Genomic DNA, 19,193 nt, shown 5'->3' with positions numbered 1-19,193 from the left:
AGCGGGTGGGAACCGGACGGGCCGCCCGCGCGTTGATGGCAGGCGTGAAGAAGATCGGATTCTTGTCGTTCGGGCACTGGCGGGACATGCCGGGCTCGCAGACCCGCAGCGCCGCGGACGCGCTGCTGCAGACGATCGAGCTGGCCGAGGCCGCGGAGGAGCTCGGCGTGGATGGCGCGTTCGTGCGCGTACACCACTTCGAGCGCCAGCTCGCCTCGCCGTTCCCGCTGCTCGCCGCGATCGGCGCGCGTACCCGCCGGATCGAGATCGGCACCGGCGTGATCGACATGCGCTACGAGAATCCGCTGTACATGGCGGAGGAGGCCGCGGCCGCGGACCTGATCAGCGGTGGGCGGCTGCAACTGGGGATCAGCCGGGGATCCCCGGAGACCGCGCTGCGCGGCGCCGAGAACTTCGGCTACGTGGCGGACGACGCCGCGGAGACGGCCCGGTCGAAGGCGGAGGTGTTCCTGGCCGCGATCGACGGCGCGCCGGTCGCCCGGACCGACCCGGGCCGGACCGGCGGCGTGAGCGGTCACCTGGCGATCCAGCCGCAGTCGCCGGGTCTGCGCGACCGCGTCTGGTGGGGCGCGGGGAGCCGCGCGACCGGCCAGTGGGCCGCGAAACTCGGCGTGCACCTGCAGTCCTCGACGCTGCTGACCGAGGACACCGGCGTGCCGTTCGACCAGTTGCAGGCCGAGCAGATCCGGCTGTTCAAGGCCGCCTGGAAGGAGTACGGGCACGAGCGGGAGCCGCGGGTGTCCGTGTCCCGCAGCGTGCTGCCGATCACCGAGGCGATCGACGAGCTGTACTTCGGCGCGCAGGGCCACGACGACCAGGTCGGGCTGCTGGAGGGCGTGCGGTCCCGGTTCGGCCGTACCTTCGTCGGTGAGCCTGACCGGATCGCGGCGGAGCTGGCCGCGGACGAGGCGGTGCGCGAGGCCGACTACGTGCTGTTCACGGTGCCGAACCAGCTGGGCGTCGACTACAACGCGCGGATCCTGGGCACGATCGCCGCGCACGTCGCGCCCGCCATCGGCTGGCAGCCCAAAGCCTGAGACGACCCTTCGCGGGTACGGAGTGTCGCCGTCGCCGGTTCGCCGGCCATCAACGCGGTGCGACCGATGTCGCCGGGCGGAACGCGGCCGGCGACCGTTCGGTGAACGCCGGTTACCTACATCTCCGATCGTGATCTGTGTCCCGTCGTGGCGGCGGCGGGGCACGGATCGCGGCAGAATGACGATCGTGCCGACGCCGCAGAAGCCGCTCCGAAAGCTGGGATTCCTCACCATCGGGCTCTTCGACGAGGCCGACCCCGCCGCCGGGCACGAGTCCACGCTGCAGATCATCGAGCTGGGGGAGCGCCTCGGCTTCGACAGCGCCTGGCTGCGCCACCGCCACTTCCAGTTCGGCATCTCCTCGCCGGTCGCGGTGCTGGCCGCGGCCACCCAGCGCACCCGGCGGATCGAGCTGGGCACCGCGGTCACGCCGCTCGGCTGGGAGAATCCGGTGCGGCTCGCCGAGGACTGGGCCACGGTCGACGTGCTCTCCGGCGGCCGGCTCAACCCCGGCCTCAGCGTCGGCCCGCCGATGCGCTGGGACGTGGTCAGGGACGCGCTCTACCCGGACACCGCGGACGCGGAGGAACTCGGCTACGGCCGGGTCGAGCGGCTGCTCGCGGCCGTGCGCGGTGACGCGCTGACCGCGGGCGCGGCGACCGAGGGCTTCGAGGCGTACTCCGACCGGGTGCAGCCGCACGCGGCCGGCCTGATCGACCGCCTCTGGTACGGCGGCGGCAGCCTCCGCTCCGCGACCTGGGCCGCCGAGCACGGCATGAACTTCCTGACCAGCAGCGTGGTCTTCGCCGAGGAGTCTGCGGACCTCGACTTCGCCGAGACTCAGCTGTCGCATGTGCGCGCGTTCCGCGCCGCGCACCCGGCCGGCCGCGTCTCCCAGGGACTGGTCGTCATCCCGACCGACACCGCGTCGCCGTCCCAGGCCGCGAAGTACCACGCCTTCGCGGAGAAGCGCCTGCCGCGTACGCGCGAGCCGCAGGGCCCGAAGCGGGCGATGTTCGCACCCGACCTGGTCGGCACGTCGGCGGAGATCGCCGAACGGCTCTACGCGCACGCCGCGTTCCGGGAGATCGACGAGGTCGCGTTCGCGCTGCCGTTCACCTTCGACCACGACGACTACGTCCAGATCCTCACGGACATCGCCACCCGCCTCGGCCCCGCGCTCGGCTGGAAGCCCGCTAGCTGAAGTCGGCCGCGTGGTCGCGCGCCCACTCCGCGAACGAGCGCGCCGGCCGCCCGGTCAGATCCTCCACCGCACGGTTGACCGGCTCCGGCGTGTGCACCAGCGACGCCCAGTAGTCCAGCGCGACGTCCGCCCACTCCGGCGTCGCCCAGGTCAGCATGTCCGCGCGCGCCTCCGCCCGCGGCTGCTCCTCGACCCGCAGCTCCCGGCCGATCGCCGCACCGATCAGGCGCACCTGCTCGGTCTGCGAAAGTGCTTCAGGACCGGTGATCACGTGGGTACGCCCGGCGTGCGCGTCCGCTTCGGTCAGCGTCAGGACGGCGACGTCCGCGATGTCCCGCTCGTGGATGAGCGAACGCCGGGCCTCGGGGGACGGCACCCGTACCGTGCCGGTGGTCCTGATCTCGTCCGCCCACCCGAGTGTGTTGCCGGCGAAGCCGCTCGGCCGCAGAAACGTCCACCGGTCGGTGACGCCGCGGATCGCGGTCTCGACCTCGCCCCAGAACCCGCTCTCCGCACTCATCGCCGACACGTAGACGACCCGGCGCCCCGCGAAGTGCCGTGCCACCGGCACCGCAGCCTCCCCGGTCATGAACGGCCAGATCAGGAACACCGACCCGGCCCCGTCCACCGCCTTCTCCACGTCCGCCGGCACCGCGAGATCGAACCCGTCCCGCCGGCTCACCGCCCGCGTTCCCACGCCCCGCTCCCGCAGCCCCGCGACCACATGCCGCCCGATCTTCCCCGTAGCCCCGACGACCAGCACATCCCCACTCATGCGTCGATCCTCAACCCTCAACGAAGCTTGAGGTCAACCCTCTGGCCGCCCCGGCCATCTCCCCGCTGGCCGGCGCAGCCCTCTCGCCGTCGGCGGCGCGGCCGAGGCCGGACGCGGTGCGTGCGCGGAACCGCGGGTCGCGGCCGCGGTGGTGCGTTCCGGACGCTTCGCGCCCGAAATCTCCCAATATTGTCGCCGCTCCTGGCGGGCTTGCCGGCCAGCGGTGGTCGCGGCGAGCGACCCGGCGGTCGTCCGGGGTAAAGGATCATTGACCGACACGAAAGGAAGGTCAAAAATCGAAGTTGACCTCTCTTCGTGTCGGTCGATGATCAAGCCTTCTTGCCGCCGAACGATTCGGACGAACCGGTGAGGCGCAGCGCAGGGACCGCCGTCACGAAGGTACCTCCGAGCGGGGGGATGGCGCTCCAGTATGGATCTTCATCGCCCGAAAGGTGGTACCCCGTCTCGTACCCACGGATGGTTTTGATCTTCCAAACGGCGCGGCGCGCCAAAGACCCGCCCGAATTGCTCGGAAATATCTGCATAATGTCGGCCATGAAGCGTAACTACGTGGCGTGGGCGGCGCTCGCGCTGTCCCTCTCTGGGCTGGTAGTCGGTGCGGCGCCGGGCGTCGCGATGGCCAAGGGGTCGCAGGTGTCGCTGGGCGGGGCGCGTGCGCCCGAGCCGAGCGGTGCCAGCCTTCGCGATCTCGCAAGCGGTAAGAGCATCTGCGTGAACATCCAGGTCGACTCGACCGGGTGGCAGGGTTGGCGGTGCGGGAAGAAGGGCGCGCGGGTGACCGCGGGCGCGGCCGGCACCGGCAAGAAGGCGAAAGCGGTAGCGATCACGGCGAACGGCGTCGGGACGCTCTGCATGAAGATCACTATCCAGTCGGCGCCCGTGCAGACGTGCGTCAGCGACAAGACCGTGCTGGTCGCGGGCGGGTCCAGCGGCAACGTCCGCCTGGACACGCTGCAGGTGAAGACCAGCGGCAGCGGTCTCTGCGGCAACAGCCGCTCCACGACCTCGGCGTGGGCGTCCGTCAAGTGCGCGAAGGCGGGCCAGTGGCTCGCGGTCGGGCGCGGCGGTGCCAACGCGGTCGGTCTCTCGCTCTAATCGGAGAGGGGTACGGCCGGGGAGCGTGCTCCCCGGCCGTACCGCTGAATCAGTCTTCTCGTCCTCGAGGATCTCGTCGAACACCTCTTCGGCGACGCGACCTGCGGCGAGCGTGTGGCGGGTGCGGGCTCGCCCGCATGTCATATTCGGATCGTCGTGGCGAAGCCGATCAGAGTCGGCGCAACGGACGCCGGAAAGCTAGTGGAACACGATCGCGTGACCGCCGGCGATGCTGGCGCGGCACGCGTCCCAGAGCGTGAACCACACCGTGATCTCGATGGCGTAGTCCGCGTCGTCGTCCATGTGGCCGATCCGGTGCGCCTCGTCCTCCGGCAGCGACCCGTCCTCCGCCAGCGTGATGCCGAGCGAGGGCGCGCACCGGCGCAGCTCCGCGCGCAGGCCCTGGCTGGAGCCGACCATGCCGCCGCCGGCCACGTCCGGGTGGTCGTTGAGGAACAGCGGCTCCGGGAAGTCGACCGGCACGTAGTAGCCGGCCGAGTCGGAGTGGCAGAGCAGGTGCGAGGAGAACATCATCGTCTCGTCGTCCACGATCTGGCGGTCGCGGTCCAGCTCGGCCGGGCCGCGCGCGGGCGTGACCGCGCGGCCCGCGTCGATCAGCGCGGAGACCCGCCGCAGGTAGGCGAGCATCGAGTAGGAGAGGCTGCCGAGCGCGTGCGAGTCGCGGGGGACCGGCGGCGTGTCCGGCTCGGACCAGGTGATCCCCTCGGCGGCGAGCGCGACCCGCAACGCCTCCAGGCCGCCGCCGAGAGCGGCTCGCTCCTCCGCGTCGGTCACGCCGGACAGGACACCCACCGAGATCGCTACACCCACGCGGGCACGTTACCGCCCGTGTCCGTCAGGACCGCTGACCGGGTCCGTGCGTACGCAGGGTGACGGTGCTGTCCGAAGCGCGACAACCGGCCGCATCGGACGGTCCGGTGGGATGAAGCTGGGACCTCACGGGACTGAGGGGGACCTGCGATGCAGCGGGTGATGACGGGATTCCACGCGGGGGGCGGCTGGCGGACCGACCGGCATCCTCGATTCTTGATCGATCTGACCGGTGACGGGCGCGCGGACATCGCCGGCTTCGGCGACGCCGGCGTGCACACCGCACCGGCGAGCGGCGGCGGCGCCTTCTCGGCGCCCCGGCTGGCGCGGGCCGAGTTCGGCTACGCGGCCGGCTGGCGGGCCGACCGGCACCCGCGGTTGTTCGCGGACCTGACCGGCGACGGCCGGCCGGACATCGTCGGCTTCGGCGAGGACGGCGTGACGGTCGCGCGGAACAACGGCGACGGCACGTTCGCCGCGTCCCGCCTGGTCGTGCCGGACCTGGGCTACACGGCCGGCGGCTGGCGGGTGGAGCGCAACCCGCGGTTCGCCGTGGACCTGACCGGCGACGGCCGCGCGGACCTGGTCGGGTTCGGCGACGACGGCGTGGTCACCGCGCTCGGCAACGGCGACGGCACGTTCACCGTGCCGCGCCTGGTCCTGGCCGATCTGGCGGTCGAGGCCGGCGGCTGGCGCGTCGAGCGGCACCCCCGGTTCGTGATCGACCTGACCGGCGACGGCCGCGCGGACATCGTGGCGTTCGGCGACGAGGGCGTGGTGGTGGCGCAGGGCAACGGCGACGGCACGTTCGCGCCGCCGAAGCTGGTGCTGGCCGCGTTCGGCTTCGACGCGGGCGGCTGGCGCACCACCCGGCACGAGCGCACGCTGGCGGACGTGACCGGCGACGGCCGGCCGGACATCGTGGGCTTCGGCGAGGACGGCGTCTGGGTCGCGCTCAATGACGGCGCGGGCGGGTTCGGGCCGGCCCGGCGGGTGCTGGACGACTTCGCGATCGGCGCCGGCGGGTGGTTGCCGGACCGGCACCCGCGGCTGCTCGCGGACGTGACCGGGGACGGGCGCGCGGACATCGTCGGCTTCGGCGACGCGGGCGTGCGGATCGCCCGGAGCAACGGCGACGGCACGTTCGCGCGGCCGGCCCTGGCGCTGACCGGTTTCGGCTACCGGGCCGGGGACTGGCGCACCGACCGGCATCCGCGCTTCGCCGTGGACCTGACCGGGGACGGGCGTGCGGACCTGGTGGGCTTCGGCGAGGACGGCGTGTGGACCGCGCCGAACGCGGGCGACGGCACGTTCCGTACCGTCCGGGTCCGCCGTGATGCCTGGGATCTGCCGGCCTGGGACCCGGTGCTGCTGTTCTACGCGCGGGCGGTGCGGGCCATGCAGTCCCGGCCGATCTCGGACCCGACCAGCTGGTCCTATCAGGCGGCCGTGCACGGGCGGAACGGGTCCACGCCGTCCGGCGCGGACTGGAACCTGTGCCAGCACGGCAGCTGGCACTTCCTGCCCTGGCACCGCGGTTACCTGCACTGGTTCGAGCAGATCGTCCGCGCTGAGGTGGTCCGGCAGGGCGGCCCGGCCGACTGGGCGCTGCCGTACTGGGACTACTCGACGCCGGCCCGGGCCGCGCTGCCGCCGGCGTTCCGCGAGCGGACGCTGCCGGACGGCACGGCGAACCCGCTGTTCGTGTCGCAGCGCGTGGCCGGGATCAACGCGGGCGGGCGGCTGCCCGCGTCCGCGACCGGCAGTACGAACGCGATGCGCACCACCGTGTTCACGCCGAACTTCGGCGGTGGGCGGACGAGTCCGCAGCACTTCTTCAACGCGTACGGCGAGCTGGAGTTCACGCCGCACAACGACGTCCACTCGCTGATCGGCGGCCTGATGGGCGATCCGAACCAGGCCGCGCTCGACCCGATCTTCTGGCTGCACCACGCGAACGTGGACCGGCTGTGGACGGTGTGGCTGCGTCTGGGCGGCGGGCGGGCGAACCCGGCGGACGCGGCGTGGCGCAACCAGTCCTGGGTGTTCCGGGACGCGTCCGGCAACCGGGTCACCACCACCACGGGCGCCCTGCTGGACACCGACCGGGACCTGGGCTACGTCTACCAGGACGGGATCGGTCTCGCTCCGGCCGCGCCCGAAGCGGTCTCCGCGGCGGCCGTCGCGGAGCCGGAGCTGGTCGGCGCGTCGGACCGGCCGGTGGAACTGGCCGGTCTGGCCACGGCCGTGGACGTGCCGATCGACGCGCGTAGCGCCGTCCTGGAATCGCTCGCCGCGCGCACCGCTGACACCGAGTCGGCCGCCGCGCCGCAGGTCTTCCTCAACCTTGAGGACATCGTGGCGGAGACCAACCCGGAGCTGGTGTACGAGGTGTTCGTCCGCCCGCTCGGCGACGCCCGCGCGGTCCCGCACTACGTCGGCAACGTGTCCTTCTTCGGCATCGAGCACAACGGGCCGCGCGGGGACGCACCGCACGGCTTCCGGCGCACGTTCGACATCACGGACTGGGTGGCGGCGCAGGGCGGTGCCGTGCCGGGCGCGGCGGTGTCGTTCCGGCCGATCACGCTCGCCTCGCCGGAGTCCTCGCCGGAGCTCTCGGCGGCCGCGGAGGTCGCGGAGGTCGCGGCGGTCCGGGTCGGCCGGGTGAGCATCTTCTACACACCGTGACCGCACCCTGACCGTACCCGGACTGTGCCTCTGATCAGGAAGGATGTTCGCGTACCCGCTAGACGGTGGTGAATGTGAAGTGGGTGCGTCGTCGTGCCCGAACGGTGATCACTACCATCGCGCCGGTGATCCACAGAAGAGCGTCCATAGTGGCCGTTCTCGGCCTGCTCGGCATCGTCGCGGTCGCACCGTCCGCCGCGCTCGCCGACGAGACCGAGACCGCACCACCCGCCGAACCGGCCAAGGTCGAACTGGTCCTCGACGTCAGCGGGTCCATGGAGGCCGCCGACATCGACGGCCGCACCCGCATGTCCGTCGCCAAGGACGCGTTCAACACGGTCGTCGACGCGGTCCCGGAGACCACCCAGCTGGGCATCCGCGTGCTCGGCGCCACCTACGGCGGCGACGACAAGGCGCAGGGCTGCAAGGACAGCCAGCAGCTGGTCGAGGTCGGCCCGATCAACCGCGTCGCCGCGAAGAACGCGATCGCCTCGCTGCAGCCCACCGGCTTCACCCCGGTCGGCCTGGCGCTGCGCGGCGCGGCCGAGGACCTCGGCACCGGCGGCTCCACCCGGCACATCATCCTGATCACCGACGGCGAGGACACCTGCGCGCCGCCGGACCCGTGCGAGGTCGCCCGTGAGCTGGCCGCGCAGGGCACGAACCTGGTGGTGGACACGCTCGGCCTGGCGCCGGACGAGAAGGTCCGGCAGCAGCTGGTCTGCATCGCGACCGCGACCGGCGGCACGTACACGGCCGCGACCACGCCGACCGAGCTGACCGACCGGATCACGCAGCTGGTCGAGCGCGCCACCGACGTGCCGGCCGCGGCACCGCCGGTCGCGGTCACCGGCACGGACGCCTGCGAGGGCGCGCCGACGCTGACCGCCGGCATCTACACCGACCGGGAGAGGTTCGAGGAGCACCGCTTCTACCGCGTGGTCGTCGCGGAGGACCAGGAACTGCGGGCCTCGGTCAGCCTGGCGCTGGACCGGCCGTTGCAGCGCGACTACGGCGTGCTGCTGCGCGCGACCGCCACGGACGGCCGTGAGCTGGTCCGCGGCACGGACGCGGGCAGCGGGCGGACCGATCTGCTCTCCACCGGCCTGCGGTACTCCGGGGCTCTCGACTCGGAAGACGAGGACGTCGAGGGAGAGCGCGTCGTCTGCCTCGTGGTCAGCAACTCGTTCGCGCCCGGCGCCGGCGCGGCCAACGCCGCGAACACGCCCGGCATGCCGATCGAGCTGAGCATCGACGTGGTCGACGCCTCGCCCGCGCCGGACGCGCCCGGCCTCGGCCGCGGTTTCCTGCTGCTGCTCGTGCTCACCGTCTCCGGCCTCGTCGCCGGCCTGCTCGCCGGCTGGCTGACCCGCTGGTGGGTCGCCACGTGGAGGAACTGACATGCGGATCCTGACAGGCTTTCTCATCACCGGCGGCATCCTGCTCGGCGCGGCGCTGCCCGCGCAGGCCGCACCCGCGACGCCCACGCCGGACGCCGGCGTCACGCCGTCGCCGGGCGCGGAGACGGTCACCAAGGCCGGTAACAGCTTCCTGACCGCGGCCGAGATCGAGGCCGGGCAGCCGGTCGAGGTGGACGCGGCCACCGGCGAGTACCTCTACTGGGCGTTCGCCGCCCGGGCCGGCCAGGTGCACGACATCGAGGCCACGGTCACGCTGCCGGCCGGCCGCAGCGGCGACCAGGCCTGGACGATCGAGGTCTTCGACGGGCTGCGCCGCCGCCAGGCGTGCGTGGACGGCGTGCAGAGTCCGGTGGCGAAGGCCGCGGACGCCGCCGTCGAGCTGCGCTGCTCGCTGCGCCGGGTGCGCTCCTGGGCCGAGCCGTGGTCCGGCGACCCGCTACCCGGCACGTACTACGTCCGCCTGTCCATCACGGACATGCCGGAGAAGGACCTGGGCCAGTCCGCGAAGGTCTCGCTGCTGGTCGGCGCCACGAACGCGGGCACGTCCGCGGACGACGGCGAGCTGGCCGCGCCGCTCGACCCGGTGACCCGGGCCGGGACGGTCAACGCGCAGCCGTCCGCGTCGGGCACACCGCTCGCGACCGCGGACGACGAGGAGAGCGAGGGCTGGAGCTGGGACTGGCTTCCGGACCTGCCGAAGTTCTCCGCCCGCTGGTTCTGGACCGCCGGCGGTGGCGTGCTCGCCGCGATCGCGGGCGTGGTCGGCTTCGCGCTGACCCGCCGTCCGCGCGTGCGCGCCTGATGCGTTCCTGATCCCCCGAAGACCGGCGGGTGTGCGGCCAGCCCCCACGCACACGCCGGTCCCCCTGCCGCAGGGGGAAGCACGGCCGGGCCCGGTACCTTCCTCACCGGGCCCGGCCGTCCGTCGTCCAGAGCGAAAAACACCATCGGGGGGTACGGGCTTCCGCCCTGGATGAGCGACCCTGAGTGGTGACGGCTCGACTCCACGTGTTCGGCCGCATCGGCCGCCGGGAACGCCGCCCGGCGGTGCGGGCCGTCGTCGGTGCGGGCCGTCACGGGAGGCTGACATGAAGTTCGACGCGCTCACCTGGTCGTCGGCCGGCGCGTGGACGGCACGCTGGGCCGCCGGCGCGGTCCTCGGCCAGATCATCTTCGGCCCGACCACCATGCTGTTCATCGCGCTCGTCACCGGTGTCGCGGCCGGCGCCGGCGCGATGTTCCTCATCCACCGCCGCACCGCGTCCCCACGCGCCACCACCACCACCCGCCGCCGCCGTTCGTCGCGCGTGCGCGGGCGAGCACCCCGGCGTGCCCCGGTGGCGGTCGTCTCCGCGCGCCTCGCCGCGCTCGCGGCCCGCTCCTGGCGTGCCCTGCGCCGCCCGCGCGTCACCCGGCCCACCCCGCCCGGCCCGCCCCCGGCCCGCCGCTACTCACCCCGCGCGCCGAAGCGTTCGTTCTCCCCACTGGCGCCGCGCTGACGCACCCCCGGACGGTGCCGGAGGCAGCTCCGCACTCCGGTGCCCCCGTCCGGTGCGTTGTCCGGCAACGTTCGCCCGGCGTCTCGTCCGTGATCGGGGCGTCCCCCACGTGTCAGAACAGCATCGCCGCGTGTCCCGATCACGGGTTCAGTCGCGGCGAACGTGCGCCAGCCGTCTAGCATGGGCGGTGGCATGACGATGATTGATATCTGCGGGGACAGCCTGGACGGGCTGTCGGTGGGTGACGCGCTGGGCGCGCAGTTCTTCGTTCCGAGCACGCGCCCGGAGAAGCTTCCGGACGGGCCGTGGCCGTGGACGGACGACACCGAGATGGCCTGCTCGATCACGGCCGCGCTCCGGCCGGACCGGCCGATCGATCAGGATGAGCTGGCGGCGCTGTTCGCCGAGCACTTCGAACCCTATCGAGGGTACGGCGGTGGCGCGGTCGTGCTGCTGCGGCAGCTGCGCGACGGCGGCGACTGGCGGGAGCTGGCACCGGCCGCGTTCGGCGGGACCGGGTCGATGGGCAACGGCGCGGCGATGCGGGTGGCGCCGCTGGGCGCGTTCCACGCCGGGGACACGCGGGCCGCGGCGCGGGAAGCGCTGCGGTCGGCGGAGGTCACGCACGCGCATCCGGAGGCGATCCTCGGCGCGGTGGCCGTGGCGGTCGCGGCGGCCGAGGCCGGGTGGGCGCGGACGGTGCGTGACCGGCCCGCGCCCGGCGACCTGCTCGACGCGATCGGCGGATTCCTCGTCGGCAGCCGGGTCGCGGACGGGGTGGCGCGGGCCCGGCGGCTACTGGGGGTGAGTGTGGCGGAGGCGGCGTACGAGCTGGGCAACGGATCTCAGGTGCTCGCGCAGGACACGGTGCCGTTCGCGCTGTGGGCCGCGGTCACGTATCTGGACGACTTCCCGGCCGCGATCATGGCGTGCGTGGCGGCCGGCGGAGACGTCGACACGACCGGTGCGATCGTGGGCGGGATTGTGGCGTCATATACGGGGCGTGACGGAATTCCGGGGGAGTGGCTGGCCCGCCGGGAGCCGTTGCCGATCTATGCGCTAAACGTTTCCTGACGCGTACCCTCCGTTAATTTCGCACTTTCGCCGTTTGTGGCGGTGACCGCCCGTGACCAGCGCCAACGGCCGATCATGCCGTCATAGGCCGAAATTTCGGGCACACCGCGCGCGACCAGGAAGATCACAGTCGGCGGTCCCCGGCGCTGGTCCCGCGGCCGCTCGGGCAGAATCGACCGTCCCCAGTGCACCCGGCCGTGCCGGAAATCGATGACCGAACTGCTTCCCCGGTCTTTTCCGAAGAAGATTCGTTCGGTACGGTCTGGGGCGCTGTGCCGAATTAAGCAATTCTTAAAAGAGCGGTGGGAAGCCAAGTGACCGAGGGTATCGACCTCGTTGTTGCGGCCCGGGTGGGCGACCGTCGAGCGCTTGCGGAGCTGAACGCGCTCCATCTGCCCCTGGTCTACCACGTCGCGGGCCGTGCGCTGCGCGTTCACGCCGACATCGAGCACGCGGTCCGCCGCACGTTCGCGCGCGCCGCCCGCGAACTGGCGCAGCTGCGCGACCCGGACCGCTTCCGTGGTTGGCTGCTCGCATGTACGGTCCGTGAGATCGCGGGCGTCCAGGCCGCCGGAGCCGGCGTCTCCACCGCGCTCGACGGCGGCCCCGCCGACCCGTCCGCCGACTTCGTCAGCCTCTGTGTCGTCCAGCACAAGCTCACCGGCCGGCGCCGGGAGGCGGACGAGGCCACCCGCTGGATCGACGGCGAATACTCGGTGGTGCTGGCGCTGTGGTGGCTGGAGGCCGCCGGCCTGCTGACCCGCGCCGAGGTCGCGGACGCGCTGCGCATGCCGCCGGACGACGTCACCGGCCGGGTCACCGTGCTCCGCGAGCAGTGGGAGCAGGCCCGTGCGCTGGTCGGCGCGCTGCGCGCCCACCCCGGCTGCCCCGAGCTGGCCGCGCTCACCGAAGGCTGGGACCACCTGCCCGCCCCGGCCTGGCGCCGCGGCCTCGGCCTGCACGTCGGTGACTGCCCGGTCTGCGGTGCCGCGATCGCCGGGCTGCCCGAGCTGGTCCGGCTGTTGGCCGAGAAGCCGCTCGTCCCGGTCCCGGCCACGCTGGTCGGCGCGCTCGCGTCGGACGGCCTGGTCCCGCCGGACGCGGCCCGCACCAACCCCATGCTCGGTGGTACGGCACCGGCCACGCCGGTCCGCTCCGCCGCCACCGGCCCGAACGGCCCGGCATCGGGTCGTCCCGGCGCCTACTCGGCCGGCTGGGCCGGTGCCCCCGGCACGGCGGCCGCCGCGGCTGCCGCGGCCGGCGGGGTGGCAGCCACCCCGGGCCCGGACACCACCCGATCGGGTGAAGTCTCGGCGGGACCGACCGTCGACATCGCCGCCCTCACGGCCGCCGCGGGCGCTGCCTCCGCGTCCGCCACCGGCCGGGCCCAACCGTCCTCCGACACGGGCACGGGCCGGCCCGAATCGTCGTCCGCCGGCCGGCCCGAGGCGACGGCGCCCGGCGCAGCCGCCGGACTCGCGCGGCGCTCGACGCCGGCCGAGTCGCGTGGCGACGTCGCAGCCGGCGCGACCTCCGGCGGGGCCGCCCTCTCGCGGCGTGCCGCCGAGGCGCCGGCCGTGGGTGGCACGGCCACCACCGGATCGTCGCGGCATGCCGCGACCGCCGGGACTCGCGGTGGCGCGAGCGCCGGCAATGCCGCAGACGACCCCGCGGCCGGAGCATCGCGGCACGCGGCGTCGGCCGGGTCCGCCGAAACCCGTGGAGACGCGACACCGGGCGGTTCCCGGCACGCCGGTGCGCCGAACGCCGCCGGTGCGTCTCCGGCCGGTGCGGGTGCGGCGGGCGCGGCTGCTGGACGTACCCGTGCGGGGTCCGAAGGCGTTGTGGCCGGGAAGGCCGATGGCACGGCCGCGCTGCCGATGATCGGTGGGAAGCGCGCGCCGGAGGAGGCGCCCGCGTGGAAGGGGACGCCGACCCGGGTCCCGGGCACGCCCGCGCCGGCCGAACCGGAGACGGCCGGGGAGACGCCGTCGTGGAGGGGCGCGCCGACCCGGATCCCGGCCGTGGACGCGCCGACCGCGATGCTGCCGGCCGTGTCCGGTGGCGCGTCGGCCGCGGCGGCCAAGGGCTCGCACCCGCGTGAGGTGCCGCCGGCCCGGCAGCAGGCCGCGATCGCCGGGGCCGCCGCGATCGCCGGGGGGACCGTGGCGATCCCGAAGCAGCGTGGCGGGGACGCGGACGCGACCGCGGTCATCCCGCGGGTGCCGGCGGACGACCGGGACACCGGCACGCTGGCCGGCGTGATCCTGCCGGGCGACCAGTTCGTGCCGTCGCAGACCGCGTCTCGGCACATCCCGCCGCCGGCCGGTGGTGACGGTGACGATGACGCGGGCGCGATCGTGCCGCTCGGCGAGGCGGAGGAACCGGAGCACACCGGGCGGTCGAAGAAGGCGCTGGCGCTGGCCGGCATCGCGGCCGTGGTCGCGCTGAGTACCACGGCCGGTCTGATCATCAACAACGTGATCGGCGGCGACGACACGCTCACGCCGATCGCGGCGCCGTCCGACGCGGCGCAGTACGCGGTGCCGCCGGTGGTGGAGTCGTCTGCCTCCGCGTCCGCGTCGCCGTCGCCGTCCGCGTCGGCCTCGCCCACGCCGTCCGCGTCGCCGTCGCCCAGCCCGTCGGCCGTGGCAAAGCCGTCGCCGACGAAGAGCCCGTCCGCCGCGCCGTCGTCCGCCGCGCCGCCGCCCGGCAACGGGGTCACCGCGGACCGCCGGTCGCTGCGGATGGCGAGCTCCTCGGATCGGTACGTGCGGGCCAGCGGCGGCAGCGTGACCGTGGAGCGGCTGTCGGCCGGCAGCTCCGGCGCCACCTTCGAGATGGTTCCGGGCCTGGCCAACGCGGCTTGCGTGTCACTGCGCACGCCGGACGGCCGGTACCTGCGGCACTTCGACTACCGGGTGCGGGCGGACTCCGACGACGGGTCCGCGGTGTTCAAGGCGGACGCCACGTTCTGCATGCAGCAGATGGGCGGCGCGGTGCTGCTGCGGTCGCACAACTACCCGGAGCACTTCCTCCGGGCGCGGGACTCCGGGCTCTACATCGCCCAGCTCGACCGCGACTCCGCCGGGTCGATGCTGTGGGTGCTGACCGACCCGATCGGCTGAGCCATTCTCGCCGCGGGGGTCCCCGTACCCCCGCGGCGGGTTTGATCAGGGGTTGAGGCGCTGCCGGTAGGCGCGTGTCTTGGCGCGGTTGCCGCAGACGGTCATCGAGCACCAGCGGCCGGCGCCGTTCTTCGAGGTGTCGTGGAACGCCCAGCGGCAGTCCGGCGCCGCGCACAGCCGCATGCGTGCCCAGGCGCCGGTGACGGTGGCGCGCGCGACCGCCTCGACGATCCGCCCGAGACCGGTGTCCTCCACGCTGCCGAGCCGGAGCGTGCTATCGAGCCGGAGCGCGCTGCCGAGCCGGAGCGTGCTGCCCGGCCGCAGTCGGAGCGGGAAGCCGTGGAGCACATCGAACATTTCCGAAATTTCGCCTTTTAATGAGGCGCGTAGCGCGGTGCGCAGCTGGAGTGCGGTGTCGAGCCGGGCATCCGGTGGCAGGTCGTGCTCGACCAGCCAATCGGACAGCGCGCCCGGTGAGGTGAGCCGCTCGCCGCCGGTATGCGCGGTCCCGTGTCGGCGGAACGTGCGCTCGTCGACCGTGTTGAGGAACGCCTCCACCAGCGCCAGATCGTCCACGACACCAGCTTAGCCGATAACCGGTGTCGCAAATCCCGACACCGCTGTTATGTTTTGCTGGTGTTGAAACCTTTTACGCTGCACGTCAGCGACGACGACCTGGCCGACCTCCGCCGCCGGCTGCGTGACACCCGCGCGCCCGCGCCGATCCATGCCCCCGGCTGGACCGCCGGTGCCGACGCCGAGACCATGGCCCGGCTGGTCCGGTACTGGTCCGGCGACTTCGACTGGCGGGCGCGGGAATCCGAGATCAACGCGCTGCCGCAGTTCACCGCGGACGTCGGCGGCACCCGCGTGCACCTGGTCCACCTGCGCGGTGAGGGCCCGAATCCGCTGCCGATCGTGCTCACCCACGGCTGGCCCAGCACATTCCTGGAGCTGACTCGGCTCGGCGACCGACTCGCGCACCCGAGCCGGTACGGTGGCGATCCGGCCGACGCGTGCGACGTGGTGATCCCGTCGCTGCCCGGCTTCACGTTCTCCGCGCCGTCCCGCGTACCGGCGCACGAGCTCTGGCACACGCTGATGCACGACGTGCTCGGCTATCGGCGGTACGCGGCACACGGCGGCGACCTCGGCGCGGGCGTCAGCAGCCGGCTCGCGGCGTTCCATCCATCGTCGGTGCTCGGCCTGCATCTGCTGGCCGTGATGACGCCGCCCGGCGAGCCGGTCACGGACGAGGAGCGCGCACACGTCGCGCGGGTAGCGCGATGGCACGCGGAGGAGGGCGGCTACGAGCACCTGCAGCGGACCCGGCCCCTCACGGCGGCGCACGGGCTCAGCGATTCACCGGCCGGGCTGCTCGCGTGGATCGCGGAGAAGTACCGCGCGTGGAGCGACCGGCCGGACGCGTTCACCGACGACGAGCTGCTCACCCAGGTCTCGCTCTACTGGTTCACGAACACGATCGCCACGTCGTTCCTGCCGTACTTCGACCACCGCCCGTTCTGGCAGCGGATCGAGGTGCCGACCGGCCTCGCGGTCTTCCCGGCCGACCTGGCCCGGCCGCCGCGCAGCTGGGCCGAGCGCACCTACCACCTGACCCGCTACACCGCGATGCCCCGCGGCGGCCACTTCGCCGCCCACGAGGAACCCGCCCTGCTCACCGCGGACATCACCGAATTTCTCCGCCCTCTGCGGTGAAGCCTTGATTCGGGCACGAAGTGAAACACGGCCGACCGCGGAACGTGTAGGGGAGAGCCCTGGCGACGACCGGTGCCCAATGCCACTTAGCTTAGACGGATTCCTGCCTGCGCTTTCCGGAAGCGCCCCGCCGGCGCCCGCGGGCCCTCCTCTGTCGCTCACGCCCCTCGGACTGACTCTGTTGCCCAGCCCTTTCGGGCCGGGAAGCGTGAGCTGACCCGGTCCGCTCGCGGCGATCGGGCGCTGCTTGCCCGAAATATCGCTACATCTCACCCTCTGGCGCGGACCACAGACTCGCGAGACGGCACCGCTGCGGCCTGAGCGATCAATCAGGTGAGCAAAAGGTAGATCGAAAATCGAAGTTGATCGCTCTTTTGCTCACCTGATTGATCGCTCAGGCGCCGGGCCCGAGGCCGTCACGATCTGCCGGCCTCGCCGGCAGGACGTTTGCCGGCTTCGTCGGGAGATTTCGGGCACGAGGCGCCGGGTCCCCGCCGGAAGGGGGTCGACCCTGCTCGCTTGCGGTGTTCCGGCGCCTGATTGATCGCTCAGGCGCCGGGCCCGAGGCCGTCACGATCTGCCGGCCTCGCCGGCAGGACGTTTGCCCGTTTCGTCGGGAGATTTCGGGCACGAGGCGCCGGGTCCCCGCCGGAAGGGGGTCGACCCTGCTCGCTTGCGGTGTTCCGGCGCCTGATTGATCGCTCAGGCGCCGGGCCCGAGGCCGTCACGATCTCCCGGCCTCGCCGGCAGGACGTTTGCCGGCTTCGTCGGGAGATTTCGGGCACGAGGCGCCGGGTCCCCGCCGGAAGAGGGTCGACCCTGGCCGCCGTCGGCGCTGTTTCGGCGCCCGGAGACCGCGCGCGATTCGCGCACCGCCAGCCAGTGGGCCACGGAACCCGGATCGGGCTGAGAGTGTTCTCGCCGGTCGCGGGAATGCGGCCGTACCGCAGCTCCTTCAAGATCAAATAGGCTGAGTGGCGTTGGACCGGTGCCCGCGGGAGCATGCGGATCGCGACCGGCCGCGAAGTGGGAAGAGAAGCCTTGAGGTCTTCGTCCTTCGCTTCGTCGGCTGGTCGAGTGTGAGGCCGGCTGGGTTGGTGCTTGCGTGCTGAAAGGGCGGACGCCGCCGGGCCGGGGGAGTCCAGCGGCGTCCGCGGGGGTGCGGTCGGGTGGGCGGTGATCAGACGCGAGTGCCGTCCACCGGAGCCGGGGAGGTGGTGGCGAGGGTGTGGTTGTCCTGCTCCTCCTCGTCGAGCATGGTGGCCTCGTCGAAGGGGTCGTGGCCGGCCAGGACCGCGGCCATGCGGTCCTTGTCGATCTCGCGTGTCCAGGTGCCGACCAGGACCGTGGCGACCGCGTTGCCGGCGAAGTTGGTGAGGGCGCGGGCCTCGGACATGAAGCGGTCGATGCCGACGATCAGGCCGACGCCGTCGACGAGTTCGGGGCGGTGGCTCTGCAGGCCGCCGGCGAGCGTGGCCAGGCCGGCGCCGGTGATGCCGGCCGCGCCCTTCGACGCGATGATCATGAAGAGGAGCAGGGAGATCTGCTCGCTGATGCTCAGCGGGTCGCCCATCGCGGCCGCGATGAACAGCGATGCCATGGTCAGGTAGATCGCGGTGCCGTCCAGGTTGAACGAGTAGCCGGTCGGGACCGTGATGCCGACGACGGACTTGCTGATGCCGGCGTGCTGCATCTTCGCGATCAGGCGCGGCAGCGCGGACTCCGACGACGACGTGGACACGATCAGCAGGAACTCGCGGCCCAGGTACTTGAGCAGGCTGAAGATGTTGACGCCGGAGACCAGCTTGAGGATCGCGCCGAGGATCACGAACACGAAGATCGCGCAGGTGATGTAGAAGCCGATCATGATCTGGGCCAGGCTCTTCAGCGCGTCCATGCCGGTCGCGCCGACGACCGCGGCGATCGCGCCGAACGCGCCGATCGGGGCCAACCACATGATCATGGCGAGGATCTTGAAGACCAGGCGCTGGATGACCTCGATCGCGCGCAGCACCGGTTCGCCGCGGGTGCCCATCGACTGCACCGCGAAGCCGACCAGCAGCGCCACCAGCAGCGTCTGCAGCACCATGCCCTCGGTCAACGACGACACCAGCGTGTGCGGGATGATCCCGAGCAGGAACTCCGCGGTGCTCTGGTGCGGCGCGTTACCGGCCGCCTTCTGGCCCGCGGCCGCGACCGCGTCACTGAGCTGCACACCCTGGCCCGGGTGCACGATGTTGCCGACGACCAGGCCGATCGCGAGCGCCACCGTGGACATGGTGAGGAAGTAGCCGAGCGCCAGGCCGCCGACCCGGCCGACCCGGGCCGCCTGCCGGATCGAGCCGATGCCGAGCACGATCGTGCAGAAGATGACCGGGCCGATCATCATCTTGATCAGGTTGACGAAGCCGGTGCCCAGCGGCGCGAGCGCCTTGGCGGCCTCCGGCCAGATGAAGCCGACCGCGATGCCGAGCAGCACGGCCACGATGACGGCGATGTAGAGGAAGTGGGTGCGGCCGCCCGACCGCCGCGCAGGCGCTGTGTTATCCGTGACGCTCATGCCGCAGACTGTGGCCTGTGTCTCACCCACAAGGCACGATTTCGTTCATAATGTTTACTTCGGGTTTCACCTGGGACTTTGCGAGCGCCAATTTCGGTTACGTACTGTGGATATTTAGAG

The 19,193-nt window shown here is 72.7% G+C and carries 15 protein-coding genes; 10 read left to right on the top strand and 5 right to left on the bottom strand.

From position 1 onward, the window contains the following. The first annotated feature begins 44 nt into the window (after positions 1–44). Entirely contained in the window at positions 45–1,058 is a 1,014-nt protein-coding gene (locus J2S43_RS18635; RefSeq protein WP_306830892.1) for an LLM class flavin-dependent oxidoreductase, read from the top strand. A gap of 178 nt (positions 1,059–1,236) precedes the next feature. Then, positions 1,237–2,262, top strand: coding sequence for an LLM class flavin-dependent oxidoreductase (locus tag J2S43_RS18630; protein WP_306830890.1), 1,026 nt, complete (start codon positions 1,237–1,239; stop codon positions 2,260–2,262). On the opposite strand, the gene J2S43_RS18625 is transcribed toward J2S43_RS18630, so the two are convergent. Then, complete coding sequence (locus J2S43_RS18625; RefSeq protein ID WP_306830888.1) at positions 2,255–3,037, bottom strand: Rossmann-fold NAD(P)-binding domain-containing protein; 783 nt, start codon at positions 3,035–3,037, stop codon at positions 2,255–2,257. The two genes, J2S43_RS18630 and J2S43_RS18625, sit on opposite strands and share 8 nt — an antisense overlap. 329 nt (positions 3,038–3,366) lie before the next feature. Beyond that, on the bottom strand, positions 3,367–3,594 hold the full coding sequence (locus J2S43_RS18620) for a hypothetical protein (RefSeq protein WP_306830887.1): 228 nt from the start codon (positions 3,592–3,594) through the stop codon (positions 3,367–3,369). On the opposite strand from J2S43_RS18620, the gene J2S43_RS18615 reads away from it, so the two are divergent. Then, positions 3,593–4,153: a hypothetical protein gene (locus J2S43_RS18615; RefSeq protein ID WP_306830884.1), complete on the top strand. Its 561-nt coding sequence runs from the start codon at positions 3,593–3,595 to the stop codon at positions 4,151–4,153. The two genes, J2S43_RS18620 and J2S43_RS18615, sit on opposite strands and share 2 nt — an antisense overlap. A 198-nt stretch (positions 4,154–4,351) precedes the next feature. On the opposite strand, the gene J2S43_RS18610 is transcribed toward J2S43_RS18615, so the two are convergent. Next, complete coding sequence (locus J2S43_RS18610) at positions 4,352–4,984, bottom strand: putative DNA-mimic protein (protein WP_306830882.1); 633 nt, start codon at positions 4,982–4,984, stop codon at positions 4,352–4,354. 216 nt (positions 4,985–5,200) lie between these two features. Between J2S43_RS18610 and J2S43_RS18605 the strand changes: the two genes are divergently transcribed. The 6 genes from J2S43_RS18605 (at position 5,201) to J2S43_RS18580 (ending at position 14,794) form a co-directional block, all read left to right on the top strand. After that, on the top strand, positions 5,201–7,672 hold the full coding sequence (locus J2S43_RS18605) for a tyrosinase family protein (protein WP_306830880.1): 2,472 nt from the start codon (positions 5,201–5,203) through the stop codon (positions 7,670–7,672). A gap of 125 nt (positions 7,673–7,797) precedes the next feature. After that, on the top strand, positions 7,798–9,072 hold the full coding sequence (locus tag J2S43_RS18600) for a VWA domain-containing protein (RefSeq protein WP_306830878.1): 1,275 nt from the start codon (positions 7,798–7,800) through the stop codon (positions 9,070–9,072). A gap of 1 nt (position 9,073) precedes the next feature. Beyond that, entirely contained in the window at positions 9,074–9,895 is an 822-nt protein-coding gene (locus J2S43_RS18595; protein ID WP_306830876.1) for a peptidase, read from the top strand. A gap of 286 nt (positions 9,896–10,181) precedes the next feature. Continuing rightward, positions 10,182–10,592 (top strand): hypothetical protein, encoded by a 411-nt coding sequence (locus tag J2S43_RS18590; protein ID WP_306830873.1) that lies wholly within the window; start codon positions 10,182–10,184, stop codon positions 10,590–10,592. A gap of 192 nt (positions 10,593–10,784) precedes the next feature. Further along, on the top strand, positions 10,785–11,666 hold the full coding sequence (locus J2S43_RS18585; protein WP_306830871.1) for an ADP-ribosylglycohydrolase family protein: 882 nt from the start codon (positions 10,785–10,787) through the stop codon (positions 11,664–11,666). A gap of 314 nt (positions 11,667–11,980) precedes the next feature. Continuing rightward, on the top strand, positions 11,981–14,794 hold the full coding sequence (locus J2S43_RS18580; RefSeq protein ID WP_306830869.1) for an AbfB domain-containing protein: 2,814 nt from the start codon (positions 11,981–11,983) through the stop codon (positions 14,792–14,794). A 45-nt stretch (positions 14,795–14,839) separates the two neighbouring features. Here the strand turns inward: J2S43_RS18580 and J2S43_RS18575 are convergent, their stop codons facing one another. Beyond that, on the bottom strand, positions 14,840–15,370 hold the full coding sequence (locus tag J2S43_RS18575) for a CGNR zinc finger domain-containing protein (protein ID WP_306830867.1): 531 nt from the start codon (positions 15,368–15,370) through the stop codon (positions 14,840–14,842). A gap of 60 nt (positions 15,371–15,430) precedes the next feature. Here J2S43_RS18575 and J2S43_RS18570 point away from each other — a divergent pair, with 60 nt between their 5' ends. Next, positions 15,431–16,513, top strand: coding sequence for an epoxide hydrolase family protein (locus tag J2S43_RS18570; protein ID WP_306830866.1), 1,083 nt, complete (start codon positions 15,431–15,433; stop codon positions 16,511–16,513). A 1,180-nt stretch (positions 16,514–17,693) separates the two neighbouring features. Here the strand turns inward: J2S43_RS18570 and J2S43_RS18565 are convergent. Further along, positions 17,694–19,073: a cation:dicarboxylate symporter family transporter gene (locus J2S43_RS18565; RefSeq protein WP_306830864.1), complete on the bottom strand. Its 1,380-nt coding sequence runs from the start codon at positions 19,071–19,073 to the stop codon at positions 17,694–17,696. Between the last annotated feature and the right edge of the window lie 120 nt (positions 19,074–19,193).

Origin of the sequence: Catenuloplanes nepalensis, from assembly GCF_030811575.1 — a bacterium.
Classification (GTDB): Bacteria; Actinomycetota; Actinomycetes; order Mycobacteriales; family Micromonosporaceae; genus Catenuloplanes; species Catenuloplanes nepalensis.
Note: the sequence above shows the minus strand (reverse complement) of the source record. Positions and strands in the feature narration are given on the sequence as shown.

Bases quoted from the DNA above. Each gene is read 5' to 3' on its own strand.
- J2S43_RS18590 (WP_306830873.1), top strand. From the start codon at position 10,182: ATGAAGTTCGACGCGCTCACCTGGTCGTCGGCCGGCGCGTGGACGGCA.
- J2S43_RS18630 (WP_306830890.1), top strand. From the start codon at position 1,237: ATGACGATCGTGCCGACGCCGCAGAAGCCGCTCCGAAAGCTGGGATTC.
- J2S43_RS18565 (WP_306830864.1), bottom strand. From the start codon at position 19,073: ATGAGCGTCACGGATAACACAGCGCCTGCGCGGCGGTCGGGCGGCCGC.
- J2S43_RS18585 (WP_306830871.1), top strand. From the start codon at position 10,785: ATGACGATGATTGATATCTGCGGGGACAGCCTGGACGGGCTGTCGGTG.
- J2S43_RS18625 (WP_306830888.1), bottom strand. From the start codon at position 3,037: ATGAGTGGGGATGTGCTGGTCGTCGGGGCTACGGGGAAGATCGGGCGG.
- J2S43_RS18615 (WP_306830884.1), top strand. From the start codon at position 3,593: ATGAAGCGTAACTACGTGGCGTGGGCGGCGCTCGCGCTGTCCCTCTCT.
- J2S43_RS18595 (WP_306830876.1), top strand. From the start codon at position 9,074: ATGCGGATCCTGACAGGCTTTCTCATCACCGGCGGCATCCTGCTCGGC.
- J2S43_RS18620 (WP_306830887.1), bottom strand. From the start codon at position 3,594: ATGGCCGACATTATGCAGATATTTCCGAGCAATTCGGGCGGGTCTTTG.